Raw genomic sequence first — 13,866 nt, forward strand, 5'->3', positions numbered from 1 at the left:
GTCAGTCTTCGGTGTCCAGCCCGGTGTCCAGCTCTTCTGTGGAAACCGTAGCTTTGTTCATTCTCGCAAATCGTGGGTCAGATTCCAGGCTGTCACTGATGTCATCTATCAGATCCACGTCCGGCAACAGCGGAGCCAGGGCAGGAAGGTCGGCGAGAGACGCCAAGCCGAGCCGTTCCAGGAAGAGCTCCGTCGTCGAGTACTGCGTGGCGTTGGTATCGGGATCGACGCCGGCTTCGGCGATCAATCCACGAGCGAGAAGTGTGCGCACCACACCATCCACGTTGACGCCGCGCACCGCACTGATCCGTGCGCGGGTCAACGGTTGACGGTATGCCACCACGGCCAGAGTTTCCAACGCCGCCCTCGTCAGTTTGGACCGGGCGCCGTCGAGCAGGAGCCGCTCCACGTAGGGCGCGTACGCGGTGCGGGTGTAGAGACGCCAACCGTCACCGGCATATCGGAGGTCCATCCCGCTCCCGCGGGCGGTGAGCTCGGCCGACATGCGGTTCAGTGTCTCCGTGATGCGATTCACAGAGGCACCGGTCGCGGAGGCGAGCTGTTCCGCTCCGGCAGGCGAGTCGACGATCAGGAGCAGCGACTCGAGAACCGCTTCGAGTTCGGTATCCGACAGTTCGGGTTCCGCGTCGACGGCGTCCTGGTCGTCCGACTCGTCGAACGGGGCCGAACTCATCCGTAATCCTCCTCGGTCACCGGGGCGGGCGTGTCCTCCCCGGTCCAGCTCACCAACAATTGCCCGAGTGGCTCCGGCTGCTCGAACAGCACCGACTGCTCTCGGTACAGCTCGAGCAACGCGAGGAACCGTGCCACGATCTCCACGGTTACCTCGCACTCCGAGACCAGGTCACCGAAGCTCGCCCACTCCCCGGCCCCCCGTTCGCGGAGAAGCTCCAGCATCCGCGCCGCCTGTTCGGGCACCGACACCGCGTGCATGTCGTGCAGGTGGTCGAGTCCGACCGTGGGCTTCGGCCGGGGCGTGAACACGGTCGCGGCGATCTCCGCGAACCGCTGCGAGTCGACGCCGAGCAGCACTTCCGGCAGCAGCTTGGTGAAGTGGTCCTCCAGGGCAACCGAACGCGGATACCGCCGCAGCGCGGCCGCCTCCAGTTCGCCGAACAGCTGCGCCACCTGCTTGTACGCGCGGTACTGCAGCAGCCGGGCGAACAGGAGGTCGCGTGCTTCGAGGAGCGCCAGGTCCTCCGCGTCCTCCACCTGCCCCGCGGGAAGCAGCCGAGCCGCCTTCAGATCGAGCAGAGTCGCAGCCACCACCAGGAATTCGGTGGTCTGATCGAGGCCCATCTCGGCGCCGAGCATCCGCATGTAGGCGATGAAGTCGTCCGTCACCTGATGCAGCGCCACTTCCGTCACGTCCAGCTGTCGCTGGTTGATGAGGGTGAGGAGTAGATCGAACGGTCCCTCGAAGTTCCGCAGCGTCACCCGGAAACCGGGTTTGGCCGGCGTGCGGTCCTCCCCGGTCTGCTGATCCCCGTTCTGCAGATTCTCGGTGTGCGGTGGAGCCGGAATGTCTTGCGTGTCCACCACTTACCGGCCGGACCGGTGAATGACCTCGCGTGCCAGCGCACGGTACGCCTCGGCGCCGGTCGACTTCGGCGCCCACGTGGTGATCGGCTCACCCGCGACCGAGGTCTCGGGGAAACGTACGGTCCGGTTGATCACGGTGTCATAGACGAGTTCCCCGAATACCTCCACCACCCTGGCCATCACCTCGCGGGCGTGCAGGGTCCGCGAGTCGAACATCGTGACGACGATGCCGGCGAGTTCGAGGCGTGGGTTGAGCCGGTCGTGGACCTTCTCGACCGTGTCGTTGAGCAACGCCAGCCCCCGCAGGCTGAAGTACTCGCACTCCATCGGGATGATCACCGAGTCCGCGCAGGCGAGCGCGTTGACCGTGAGCAGGCCGAGCGACGGCTGGCAGTCGATGAGGACGTAGTCGTACCGGTCGAGGACGGGATGCAGCACCCGCCCCAGCGTCTGTTCCCGGCCGACCTCTGTGACGAGCTGGATCTCCGCCGCCGACAGGTCGATGTTGCTGGGCAGAAGGTCGAGGCCCTCGACCCTCGTGCGCATCAGGACGTCGTCGATCGAGACGCGGGGTTCGACGAGCAGGTTGTGGACGGTCAGTTCGAGGTCGTGATGCGCCACCCCGAGACCCGCGGACAATGCCCCTTGCGGATCGAGGTCGACCAGCAGGACGCGCCGACCGTACTCGGCGAGGGAAGCACCCAGGTTGATGGTCGACGTCGTCTTCCCGACGCCGCCCTTCTGGTTGCACATCGCGACGATCCTGGCGGGGCCGTGAGTAGGCAGCGGGGCAGGTTCCGGCACTTCACGTGTCGGGCGCCCCGTGGGCCCGAGCGCACCCTGATCGACCACAGCGTCGTCCTCTTCGAACAAGGCTGCGGTACCGGTCTGCCGCGCGTCGAACATGTCGCCCTCCGATTGCGAGTGCTCAGACTCCGCCGCTGGCGGCTGCGGTGTCACCACGGTCCGATGATCCCCTGTTCTCTCGCTTGTCGCTGCCGATCTCACATCGTTATACGAACGCTACCGCTTCGTACCGCGAAATTTCCCCTCGACACGCATTCGCTCAGCGCGCCCGGGGGTGCGCGCCGGCCCACACTTCGCGCAACGCACCCACTGTGACCAGCATGTATATCTGAGTGGTCGTCACCGAAGCATGCCCCAGCAGCTCTTGGACCACCCGAACGTCCGCGCCGCCGTCCAGCAGATGTGTCGCGAACGAGTGCCGGAGCGTGTGCGGGTGGTCCCCTCGACAGCAGCGCGGGCCGCCGAACTCGCGGCCAGCGGGGGCAGCTCCCGGGTGGGATCGCCGGTCCGCAGAGCGATGACGATGTTCCTGACATCCTGTTCGCGGACCCGGCCGATGTCGGTGACACCCCGGTCCGCGAGGAACTGCGTGTACCGCTCGAGGTCGCGGCGGTAGGAACCGAGGGTGTTGCGGGCAGCTCCCCGTTCGACGGCCATGTGGTCGAGGTACGAATCCACCTGCCGTGTCATCACCACGTCATGCTCGCGCGGCTTCGTCCCCGGCGGTGCGTGATCGTTTCCTCGCACCGAACCTCTCGGGACGATCGACCCACGGTGCGGTCACGTCGCGGAGTTCGCCCAACCCGCCGGGGCGGGACCGGGCGGCGGCGAGGGCCATCACCCCAGAGACGGCCGTCGCGTTGACAATGGTCCCGTCCGACACCATCGACACCACGTCGTCGAGCGGAATCCGCTCGATCTCGAGGTCCGCTTCCTCGTCTTCGGGGTCGGGCCGGTCCACCTCGTACAGATCCCGGGCGAGGAACACCCGCACCGACTCGTCCGTGAACCCGGGTGACAGAACGACATCCACGAGGACGGACCAGCGGCGGGCCCCGAGCCCGGTCTCCTCCGCCAGTTCGCGTCCGGCGGCGTCGACGGGGTCCTCGCCCGGTTCGTCGAGCAGACCTGCCGGGATCTCCCACAGCCGGCGTCCCACCGGATGCCGGTACTGGTGGATGAGGACGACGCAGTCCTCGTCGTCGAGCACCACGACGGCGACTGCGCCGTGGTGTTCGACGACCTCACGTTCCGCTGTCCGGCCGTCGGGCATCGCGACGTGGTCGACCCGCAGTGCCAAAATGGCGCCGCTGTAGACGGTGCGTGAATCGAGCGTCGTGAATTCGTGCCTGCCGGCATCGGTCATGATTCGGTTCGCTTCTATCCGGCGCTGTCGAGCGACGCGACCTCGTCGCGGTCGGCGGACTCGGCGACGTCGTCGTCTGCGGCGACGCCGCGCTCCTCACCGTGTACGTCGACGGGCAGCCGCTCTTCGAGCTTGTACTTGAGAGCAGCGGCGACGAACGCGGCGAACAGCGGGTGCGGACGCGTCGGACGGCTCTTCAGCTCGGGGTGCGCCTGCGTCGCGACGAAGAACGGGTGCTGGTCGGCCGGGTATTCGACGAACTCGACGAGGTGACCGTCGGGCGACGTCCCACTGAACCTGAGCCCGCTCTTCGCGATCCGGTCGCGGTACGCGTTGTTGACCTCGTAGCGGTGACGGTGACGCTCCGACACCTCTTCGCCGCCGTATGCCCTGGCGACGACGGACCCCTTCGCCAGGACGGCCGGGTACGCGCCGAGGCGCATCGTGCCGCCGAGGTCCGCCTCGCCGGCGATGACGTCTTCCTGGTCGGCCATCGTGGAGATCACGGGGTGCGTCGTCTCGGGCTCGAACTCGGCGGAGTTGGCGTCGTCGAGACCCACGCTGCGCGCGGCCTCGATCACGACGCACTGGAGTCCGAGGCACAACCCGAGCAGCGGGATCTTCCGGTGGCGGGCATACCGGATCGCGCCCAGCTTGCCCTCGATACCGCGGATGCCGAAGCCACCGGGGATCAGCACGCCGTCGACGTCGCCGAGTGCGGCCTGCGCTCCCGCCTCCGTCTCGCACGCATCCGACGGCACCCAGGAGATCTCGACCTTCGACCGGTTCGCGAATCCGCCGGCGCGCAGCGCCTCGGTGACGGACAGGTAGGCGTCCGGCAGGTCGACGTATTTCCCGACCAGGGCGATCCGGACCGTCTCGCGGGGCTGGTGGACGCGCTCGAGCAGGTTGCCCCACACGGTCCAGTCCACGTCGCGGAACGGAAGTCCCAGCTGACGCACGACGTACGCGTCGAGTCCCTCGCTGTGCAGCACCTTCGGAATGTCGTAGATCGAGGGGGCGTCGGGGGTCGAGATACAACCGTCGACGTCGACGTCGCACATGAGCGCGATCTTGTTCTTCAGCCCTGGGGGGACCTCGCGGTCGCAGCGCAGGATCAGAGCATCCGGCTGGATACCGATGTTCCGCAGCGCGGCCACCGAATGCTGCGTCGGTTTCGTCTTGAGCTCACCCGACGGCGCCAGGTAAGGAACGAGGGAGACGTGGAGGAAGAAGACGTTGTCGCGGCCGACGTCGTGACGCACCTGGCGGGCCGCCTCGAGGAACGGCTGCGATTCGATGTCGCCGACAGTGCCGCCGATCTCCGTGATGACGACATCGGGCCGGTGTCCCTGGAGGTCCGGACCGCTCATCGCCAGGATGCGGCTCTTGATCTCGTCGGTGATGTGCGGAATGACCTGGACGGTGTCGCCCAGGTATTCGCCGCGGCGCTCCTTGGCGATGACGGTCGAATACACCTGGCCGGTGGTCACATTCGCCTGCCCCGACAGGTCGCGGTCGAGGAACCGCTCGTAGTGGCCGACGTCGAGGTCGGTCTCGGCGCCATCCTCGGTGACGAACACTTCACCGTGCTGGAAGGGGTTCATCGTGCCCGGATCGACGTTGAGATACGGATCCAGCTTCTGCATGGTCACGCGCATTCCCCGCGCGGTCAGCAATTGCCCGAGGCTCGAGGCCGTGAGGCCCTTGCCGAGTGAGGAGGCGACGCCGCCGCTCACGAAGATGTGCTTGGTAGCGGTACGCGAATGAGTGCGTGACTGTGGCAAAGGGGCTCCCGTGACGACTGTGCAGGGCTTGGTCTGTTCGAGCAATGCTGGGGCCTGCCGACCCACGGGACTTCACGGTAACACCTCCATGGACGTCCCGGAAACAACGCGCCGCGATTGCCGTGCGCGATGTGACCGGCGCTACGCCGGTGTCGCTCCCACGGTGACTCCGGTCGTGCCGGGTCCGGTGCCGTACCGCCCGGCGCCGCCGCCCAGTTGCTCTTGGAGCGCGAGCGGCACGGTGATCTTGCCCGCCTCCCTGTCGATGTTGTCGATCGTGGTGAGCGCCGCCGAGAGGGCCGCGTCGGCCCGGGCCACAGCCACCGCACCGTTGCCCTGCGCCGAGGCCGGACGCCCCGCCAGTATTGCCCCGGCGCCGCGTGAATCCAGCGCGCCCGCGAACCGGGCCACCACCGCACCACGGTTGCCGCTGACACCGTCCTCCGCGTCACGGTCGCCGGTGAGCACCACCGCGAGCTGCGCGGGTTGGACCGCTCCGTCGTCGTAACTGACGAAACCCGCTCCGCGGAGGGTCTCGAGAGCGAGCGCCATCTCCTGCGCGGAACTCTGCGGCTGGCCGGTCTCCTTGCCGAGCATGAGGACGGAACCGAGCAGGTCTCCCGCGAGACTGCCCTGATCGACGGCCCCCGTTTTCAGCGTGACCCCCGCGGGGATGACGTTGTTGACGACCGTCCGCAATCGGTCGCCGCCGGTGGCGTCCACGAACGAATCGGTCAGCGACACCCGGCCGGTCACCGATCCACCCGCCTGGGCGATCATGCGGGTCACGCCGTCGAGGTCGGCAGGGTCGGCATCGGGCGTCGTCACGACCATCACCGTGCGCTGTGCGAGCGAATCGGCCACCACCCTGCCACCCACGGCGGAGTCGAAGCCGTCCGCCGAGTTCAGCTGTTCGGTCAGTTGGTTGTTGCGTTCGTTCGCCTTCTCCACGTCGGTCTGCAGGTCCGCCTTGTCGTCGCGCAGTCCCGAGACGAGACCACTCGACAGCAGGCCGGACCCCATGACGACGCCGATCGCCAGAGCCAGAAAAATCGCCGCTATGGAGATGGCATGTTGACGCAGAGAAATCACTTGAAGAACCCCTGAACCCACAACGCAAAGCTGTTCCAGGTTGCCACGGCCCAGTCGAGTGCCTCACCGCCCACGTTGGACACGACCAGGGCCACGATCACCGCGATCAGTGCGGCCAGCACGAGCAGCGCGATCGCGCCGCCCGACACCCGGCTCCGGTACAGCGTCGCCACGGCCTTCGCGTCCACCAGCTTCGGCCCCACCTTCAGGCGGGTCATGAAGGCCGACGGGTTGCTGTCGCGGCGTCCGCGGTCGAAGAACTCGTCGAGGGAGACTGTGCTGCCGACCGTGACGATCAGCGACGCACCGTGGTGATCGGCCAGCAGCAACGCCAGGTCGGACGGCGATCCCGAGGCCGGGAACGTCATCGCTCCGATCCCGAGGTCCTGGATCCGCGACAGCCCGGGTGCGTGACCGTCCTGGTCGGCGGGGAGAACCACTTCGGCGCCCGACTTCAACGTCGCGCTGGTGATGTCCTCGGGGTCGCCGACGATGAGATCGGGGCGGTAACCCGCCGATTTCAGCACGTCGGCGCCGGCCCCGACACCGATGAGGATCGGCGAATACTCTTTGATGAACGGTTTGAGGTTCTTGAGGTCGGACGCGTGATCGGGACCGTCCGACACGATCACGACGTGCCGTTCCTTCATGTCGACATCCACGTCGGGCACTCCGACACCGTCGATCAGCAGTGGACTCTCGGTGCGGATGAACTCGATGGTGTTGCCGGAGAACGCCTCGAGGTGGTCGACCAGACCGGTCTTCGCTTCGATCATCCGGTCGGAGATCTCCGCCTCGGTCTGCTCGTCGCCCTTGGCGATGCGCCGTTCGCCGGTGTAGACACCTCCCCCGTTCACCCGGACCTTGCTGCCGTCCTTGATGCTCTTGAAGATCTCGGCGCCCGCCGAATCCACGAGGAGGATTCCGTTGGCGACGATCACCTCCGGGCCCAGGTTGGGATAGCGCCCCGAGATGGAGGGCGACGCGTTGATCACCGCGAGGACGCCGGCCTTCACCAGGGCGTCCGCGGTTCCGCGGTCGAGGTCGAGCTCGTCGAGAACGACGATGTCACCGGGTCCGACGCGTCGCAGCAACTTGGCCGTGTTGCGATCCACCCTGGCGATGCCGCTGACCCCAGGCAAAGTTTCGGTGTTACGTGACAGCAGTGCCGGCATCTTCATGGATTCGATGATGGACCGGAAGCGGGACCGACCTGTGGAGGCGCGCCGAACCGTCTACCACATCAGTCACACCATTACCACGGGCACGCGCAGGCGGGTCAGGCGGAGCGCTCTGCGTTGGCGGTGGCCAGCAGCTCCTCCGCGTGGGCACGGCCGGTCTCCGTGTCGTCGAGTCCGGCCAGCATCCGGGCGAGTTCCACGACGCGTTCGTCGTCGGTGAGCGTATGCACGCCGCTGCTGACGACGCCGTCCGCGTCGTCGACCTTGTCGACCACCAGATGGGTGTCCGCGAATGCCGCGACCTGCGGCAGGTGCGTCACCACGATGACCTGATGAGTTCGGGCCAGCCGCGCCAGCCGTCGGCCGATCTCGACCGCCGCGCGGCCGCCGACGCCGGCGTCGACCTCGTCGAACACCATCGTCGCGCCCGAATCGGATCCGGCGAGGACCACCTCGAGTGCGAGCATCACCCGCGAGAGCTCACCACCGGACGCGCTCTTGCTGATCGGCAGCGACTGCGCGCCGCTGTGCGCCGACAGCCGGAACTCCACCTCGTCGACGCCGGACGATCCCGCATGCAGCTCCGTGCCGTCGACGGCGAGCGGCGCCGTGTCCTGCGGTCCGGCGATCCGCGGTCGGACCGTCACCTCGAGCGCGGCCCGGCCCATCGCCAGGCCCGCGAGTTCGGAACTCACGGCCTTGGCGAGCTTGGCCGCCGCCTTGACGCGGGCCGCGGTCAGTTTCGATGCGGCCTCCGCGGTGGACGCGGCCGATTCCTCCACCTGCTTCGTCAGGGCCGCCAACGCGTCGGAGGACACGTCGATCTTCTCGAGCCTCGCCCGGGCGTTGTCTGCCCATGCCAGTACCCCGTTGACGTCGGCGGCGTACTTGCGGGTGAGGTTCTTCAGTTCCGCCTGCCGCGACAACAGCGAGTCGAGGGCCCCCGGATCGGCCGGAAGCCCGGCGAGATACGTGGTCAGGTCGGCCGAGACATCGGTGACCACGGCAATCGCCTCGGCGAGTCGCGGGCCGAGCCCGTCCAGTTCGGGGTCGGTGACCGATTCGATACGGGCCCGAGCCTCCGACAGCAGGTCCAGCGCAGGTGCCGCTCCGGCGTCGCCGTCCATGTCGTCGCCACCGGTGAGGGCGGCGTGCGCCTCCTCCGCCGCCGACCGCAGCGAGTCGAGCTCACTGAGCCTGCGCACCTCCGACACGATCGACTCGTCCTCACCGGGAGTCGGAGCGACGCCGTCGATCTCGTTGAGGGCGAACGTCAGCTGATCGGCTTCTTGCGCGAGTTCCCGGGTACGCCCGGTCCGTTCGATCAGCTCCGATCGTGCGGTCACCCACTCGTCGCGGTGCTTGCGGTACCGGGCCTTCAGCGGGCCGACCGTCTTGTCGGCGAACCTGTCGAGGGCTGCGCACTGCTGATCCGGGCGAAGCAGCCGGAGCTGATCGTTCTGCCCGTGGACGGTGAGCAGCGGATCGGTGAACTCTGACAGGACACCCGCCGGGACGCTGCGCCCACCCAGGTGGGCCCGGGACCGTCCGTCGCTTCCCACGGTGCGCACCGCGATGATGGTGCCGTCCTCGTCCCGTTCGGCACCGGTGGATTCGAGCAACCGGGTGACGGCACGTTCGACGTGCTCCGACCTCTCGTCCGTCATGAACCGGCCCTCGACCACCGCGCGGGGAGCACCGAGCCGTACCCGGCCCGCATCCGCCCGCGCACCGCTCAGCAGATGGAGGCTCGTCACCACCATCGTCTTGCCCGCACCGGTCTCACCGGTGAGCACCGTCAAACCTTCGTGGAATTGGGCCGACGCCTCGGAGATCACGCCGAGGTTGTCGATCCTGATCTCTGCCAGCACGTCTAGGGCTTCCTTCCTCGCCACCCGGTGACGGGCAGCTCGAACTTTCGCACCATCCGGTCCGCGAACGGGGCCGAATCCAGTCGTACCCAACGAACGGGTTCCTTACCGCGCACGACTTCGACGCGGGCGCCTGCCGGCAGCTCCAGCGTTCGGCGCCCGTCGCAGAACACCAGTCCGTCGTGACTGCCTGCCACCGTCTCCACGGCGATCAGCGAGTCGGGGCTCGTCACGAGCGGTCGCGCGAACAACGCGTGCGCGTTGCTCGGGACCACCAGCAGGGCCTCGAGTTCCGGCCACACCACGGGGCCGCCGGCGGAGAAGGCGTACGCCGTCGAGCCGGTGGGCGTGGAGATGAGGACGCCGTCGCAGCCGAAGGCCGACACGGGGCGGCCGTCCACTTCGAGAACCACCTCGAGGACCCCGAGCCGCGACCGGTTCTCGATGCTCGCCTCGTTGAGCGCCCACCCTCGTTCGATGATCTCGTCGTCCACGCGAACCAGCACGTCCAGCGTCATCCGATGCTCGATGCGGTACTCGCGGCGCACCACCTGGGCGAGGGCCTCGTCGAGGTGCTCGGCCTCGGTTTCCGCGAGGAACCCGATCCGTCCCAGGTTGATGCCCAGAACCGGAATCGACGCCGCCTGGGCGAGTTCCGCAGCCCGGAGGAATGTTCCGTCCCCGCCGAGGACGAGGACCATCTCGCAGCCGAGGGCCGCATCGGGGCCGGCCTGAACGATGGTGACCTCCAGTCCGGGGACCAGGAATTCGTCGGCCGCCATGGCGTCCATCGGTTCGATGCGGGTGCTGTCAACCTCGTCGACGAGCACGCGCAGTCCGATACCGGCACGCTCGAAGATCTTGCCCACCCGCCGCGCGGTCTCCGTGATCTCGGCGCGGCCCGGGTGCGCCACGAGCAGGATCTCCCGGTCGCGTTGCTGGGTGCCGCTGCTTCCCCCGCTCACTGTGGTCCCTCCTGCACCGCGGTGCGGATCAACTCTTCTACCGACTCGACCGGTACATCATCCGTCCCGGGTGTGACATCCGCGCGCAGCCACAGAAAGTATTCGACGTTGCCCGACGGTCCCGGCAGCGGACTCGCCACGGCACCGACGGTACGCAGTCCCAGCGACGCCGCCGTCGTCGCGACGTCCAGTACGGCGGCGACCCGCAGTTCCGGGTCACGCACCACTCCCCCGGACCCCACGTGGTCCTTGCCGACCTCGAATTGCGGTTTCACCATCGGGATCAGGTCTGCACCCGCGGCCACGCACGCGACGAACGCAGGGAGAACGAGCTTGAGGGAGATGAACGACAGATCCGCGACCACCAGGTCCACGGGACCGCCGATCTGCTCGGCGTCGATGGATCGGACGTTGGTGCGGTCTACGACGTGGACCCGGTCGTCGGACTGCAGCCGCCACACCAGCTGGCCGTAGCCGACGTCCACCGCGACGACTTCTCGCGCGCCGTGGTGGAGCAGCACGTCGGTGAATCCGCCCGTCGACGCGCCTGCGTCGAGGCAGCGCTTGGCCTCGACGTCGAGTCCGCGGGGGCCGAACGCCTCGAGCGCACCGAGCAGTTTGTGCGCGCCGCGCGACGCCCAGGACACCTCGTTGTCGACCTCGACCACGCGCAACGGAGTTCCCGCTTCGATGGCGGTGGCGGGTTTGGTCGCTGCCGCACCCGAAATCAGCACTCGGCCGGAGGCGATGAGTTCCTGCGCGTGCTCGCGGGACCGGGCCAGTCCCCGCCGAACGAGTTCGGCATCCACCCGTGCTCTTCGGGCCACGTCAGATCTTGTCCACCGTGGCCAGGGCGTCCACCAGCACGTCGTGCGCCTTCTCGAGAAGATGGGCCTTGCGCGGGATGACCCCGACGCCGTGCTCGTCATCCGGATCCGGTTCGACGGCTCCGAGCCGCGACAGCAATCCGTCGACCTCCGCGTGGATCTTCTCGGGGTCGACACTCTGAGGAGGCCCAGGTAGATGGGCTCCCGGGCGCGGTATTGGCGTGCTCATCGGGCACAACGCTAGTCCATCGCGTTCCGATACGCATACAGCGAATCGCGTGACGAACAACGCGGGTCCGGCGGGGTTCAGGCACCCCAGCCGGACACGACCGCGCTCACCGCGGGCGTCGTCGACGTGATCCGCGCGAAGTCGGGGAATTTCCAGGCACCGACTGCGACGGCCCGCAGCAGCGCCGTCGAATCCACCGGCTCCGCCGAATCGGTAGCCGGTTCGATCACCAGATCGGCACCGTCGAATTCGACAGACCAGCGCCGGTCCTCACCGACGCGCGACTCCTCGGCCGGCCGATTGAGGGCGTCCAGGTCGGCGGCCAGGTAGGTGGGGCGCTGGGCCGGGGCGGCACGCAGGACGTCGACCGCGGTACTCACTCCGGTGAGCACCAGCAACGAGTCGAGGCCGACGGTGTACGCACCTTCGATGTCGGTGTCCAGCCTGTCCCCGACGACGAGCGGACGCCCACAACCACTTCGGCGCATCGCGTCTTCCATCAGCGGCGCCGCCGGTTTACCCGCGACGAGAGGTTCGCGGGACGTCGCCGTCCGTAACGCCGCAACCATCGAACCGTTGCCGAGCACGAGACCGCGCTCGGTGGGCAAGGTCGAATCCAGGTTCGCCGCCACCCAGACCGCGCCTGCGCGGATCGCCAGGGTCGCCTCGGCGAGGATCGCCCAGTCCGTGGTGGGCGAGTGTCCCTGCACCACCGCCGTGGGCGCATCCTCGAACGACCGCACCGGCAACAGCCCGACATTGCGTACCTCGTCGGCGAGCGCTTCGGTGCCGACGACGAGCACCGGCGAACCGGCTGCGACGTTCTCCGCGAGCAACCTGGCCGCGGTCTGCGAACTCGTCACCACCGTCGACTCGTCCGCGGCGAAGCCCAGTTCCGTCAGGTGTTCCGCAACCTCGCCGGGTCTGCGGCTGGCGTTGTTGGTCACGTAGTAGAGCGCCTGATCCCCGGCCGCCAAAGCGTCTCGCGCACCAGGGATTTCGAGCGGGCCCTGGTACAGCGTGCCGTCGAGGTCGAGTAGCAGCGCGTCGTAGGAGTCGCGCAGAGCCGTCACTGATCGTCTCCGGTCAGCTCGGCCACACGCTCCTCCGCATCGGTGTCACCCTCGAGATCCGCTGCCGCCGAATTGAGGAACCACTTCAGGCCGTCCTCGATCCGACCGGCCGCCACCAGGGCGTCCGCGTATGCGTAGAACAGGCGAGCCGCACCGGGGCCGGTCCGCGAGGCGTCGAGGTCGGGAGTCTGCAGCGTGACCACGGCCTGGTCGAACTGACCGAGGTCCATGCGCGCTCCGGCGACCACCATGCGCAGCTCTGCGGCCTCGTCTCCCGACAGGGCGGCAGCCTCTTCGCTTCGCCCGAGTTCGATCGCGCGCTCCGGACGGCCGAGCCCCCGTTCGCAGTCCGCCATCACCGCGAGCAGTCCGGGACCGCCGGCCATGCGACGAGCAGCGCGCAACTCGGAGAGGGCCTCTGCCCATTCGCCGGCGTGATACGCCGTGATACCCGCGGCCTCGCGGACAACCGCGATGCGGCCGGCGCGCTGACGTGCAGCCCGAGCGTGTGCAAGCGCAAGACGCGGATCGTCGTCGACGAGTTTGCCCGCCATCACCAGGTGTCGCGCCACCGTGTTCGCATTCGTCTTGTCCAAGCTCAGCAGATCGCGACGAACACCGGGATCGAGTTCGCCGGCTTCGACGTTCTCGGGCAGATCCGGTTCGTCCGGACGAGCCTGCTGCCGCTGCGGACGGTCACCTTCACGTCCGCGCGGCGCGAAGCCGCCCTCGCCACCACGACGGGGTGCGCCGCCACGACGATCGCCACCGGCACCACCACGGTTGTCGCGCGCATCGCGGCGGGGACCGCCCGACGAGCCGCCACGACCCGATCCGCCGGCACCACCACGGTTCTCACCGGAGGCCCCGCCCCGGTTGTCACGAGAGGCACCGCCTCGATTATCACGAGAGGCACCGCCTCCGCGGAAGGATCGACGTCCGTCGTCACTCTCCGACACAGTCATTCCTTTCACACAAACCACGAAAGGGGACCCAGTATATTGGGTCCCCTTTCGGTAACGGATGTTCGGCGGTGTCCTACTCTCCCACACCCTGTCGGGTGCAGTACCATCGGCGCTGGAGGGCTTAGCTTCCGGGTTCGGAA

General features: G+C 68.0%; 13 protein-coding genes and 1 pseudogene. All 14 read right to left on the reverse strand.

From position 1 onward, the window contains the following. Position 1: 1 nt before the first annotated feature. The 14 genes and pseudogenes from scpB to ACFTWF_RS42005 all read right to left on the reverse strand — a co-directional run bounded on the left by scpB (position 2) and on the right by ACFTWF_RS42005 (position 13,726). Positions 2-694, reverse strand: a complete 693-nt coding sequence (gene scpB / locus ACFTWF_RS41940; RefSeq protein ID WP_378466971.1) for an SMC-Scp complex subunit ScpB — start codon at positions 692-694, stop codon at positions 2-4. Beyond that, the gene (locus ACFTWF_RS41945) at positions 691-1,563 is read right to left on the reverse strand and encodes a segregation and condensation protein A (protein ID WP_378466972.1); all 873 of its coding nucleotides are present in this window, start codon (positions 1,561-1,563) and stop codon (positions 691-693) included. The genes scpB and ACFTWF_RS41945 overlap by 4 nt, the downstream gene beginning before the upstream one ends. Further along, positions 1,564-2,571: a ParA family protein gene (locus tag ACFTWF_RS41950; protein ID WP_378466973.1), complete on the reverse strand. Its 1,008-nt coding sequence runs from the start codon at positions 2,569-2,571 to the stop codon at positions 1,564-1,566. A 58-nt stretch (positions 2,572-2,629) separates the two neighbouring features. After that, positions 2,630-3,060, reverse strand: a pseudogene (locus ACFTWF_RS41955) (tyrosine-type recombinase/integrase). Positions 3,061-3,067: 7 nt separating this feature from the next. Continuing rightward, complete coding sequence (locus ACFTWF_RS41960) at positions 3,068-3,736, reverse strand: NUDIX domain-containing protein (RefSeq protein ID WP_378466974.1); 669 nt, start codon at positions 3,734-3,736, stop codon at positions 3,068-3,070. A 14-nt stretch (positions 3,737-3,750) separates the two neighbouring features. Beyond that, a complete protein-coding gene (locus ACFTWF_RS41965) occupies positions 3,751-5,523 on the reverse strand; it encodes a CTP synthase (protein ID WP_378466975.1) in 1,773 nt (590 codons plus the stop codon). Positions 5,524-5,664: 141 nt separating this feature from the next. Continuing rightward, a complete protein-coding gene (locus ACFTWF_RS41970) occupies positions 5,665-6,615 on the reverse strand; it encodes a copper transporter (RefSeq protein WP_378466976.1) in 951 nt (316 codons plus the stop codon). Beyond that, positions 6,612-7,796 carry a putative cytokinetic ring protein SteA gene (gene steA, locus ACFTWF_RS41975; RefSeq protein ID WP_378466977.1) on the reverse strand — a complete coding sequence of 395 codons (1,185 nt, stop codon included), beginning with the start codon at positions 7,794-7,796 and terminating at the stop codon, positions 6,612-6,614. The genes ACFTWF_RS41970 and steA overlap by 4 nt, the downstream gene beginning before the upstream one ends. A gap of 98 nt (positions 7,797-7,894) precedes the next feature. Then, positions 7,895-9,667, reverse strand: a complete 1,773-nt coding sequence (gene recN / locus ACFTWF_RS41980) for a DNA repair protein RecN (RefSeq protein WP_378466978.1) — start codon at positions 9,665-9,667, stop codon at positions 7,895-7,897. A gap of 2 nt (positions 9,668-9,669) precedes the next feature. Next, positions 9,670-10,632: an NAD kinase gene (locus tag ACFTWF_RS41985; protein WP_378466979.1), complete on the reverse strand. Its 963-nt coding sequence runs from the start codon at positions 10,630-10,632 to the stop codon at positions 9,670-9,672. Further along, complete coding sequence (locus tag ACFTWF_RS41990; RefSeq protein WP_378466980.1) at positions 10,629-11,459, reverse strand: TlyA family RNA methyltransferase; 831 nt, start codon at positions 11,457-11,459, stop codon at positions 10,629-10,631. The genes ACFTWF_RS41985 and ACFTWF_RS41990 overlap by 4 nt, the downstream gene beginning before the upstream one ends. Before the next feature lies 1 nt (position 11,460). After that, complete coding sequence (locus tag ACFTWF_RS41995) at positions 11,461-11,688, reverse strand: hypothetical protein (protein WP_378466981.1); 228 nt, start codon at positions 11,686-11,688, stop codon at positions 11,461-11,463. A gap of 77 nt (positions 11,689-11,765) precedes the next feature. Further along, positions 11,766-12,761: an HAD-IIA family hydrolase gene (locus tag ACFTWF_RS42000; protein ID WP_378466982.1), complete on the reverse strand. Its 996-nt coding sequence runs from the start codon at positions 12,759-12,761 to the stop codon at positions 11,766-11,768. Continuing rightward, the gene (locus ACFTWF_RS42005) at positions 12,758-13,726 is read right to left on the reverse strand and encodes a tetratricopeptide repeat protein (RefSeq protein ID WP_378466983.1); all 969 of its coding nucleotides are present in this window, start codon (positions 13,724-13,726) and stop codon (positions 12,758-12,760) included. Before ACFTWF_RS42005 ends, ACFTWF_RS42000 begins: the two co-directional genes overlap by 4 nt. Positions 13,727-13,866 lie beyond the last annotated feature (140 nt).

Source organism: Rhodococcus sp. NPDC056960 (genome assembly GCF_042674125.1).
In the GTDB taxonomy this organism is placed as follows: domain Bacteria; phylum Actinomycetota; class Actinomycetes; order Mycobacteriales; family Mycobacteriaceae; genus Rhodococcus_F.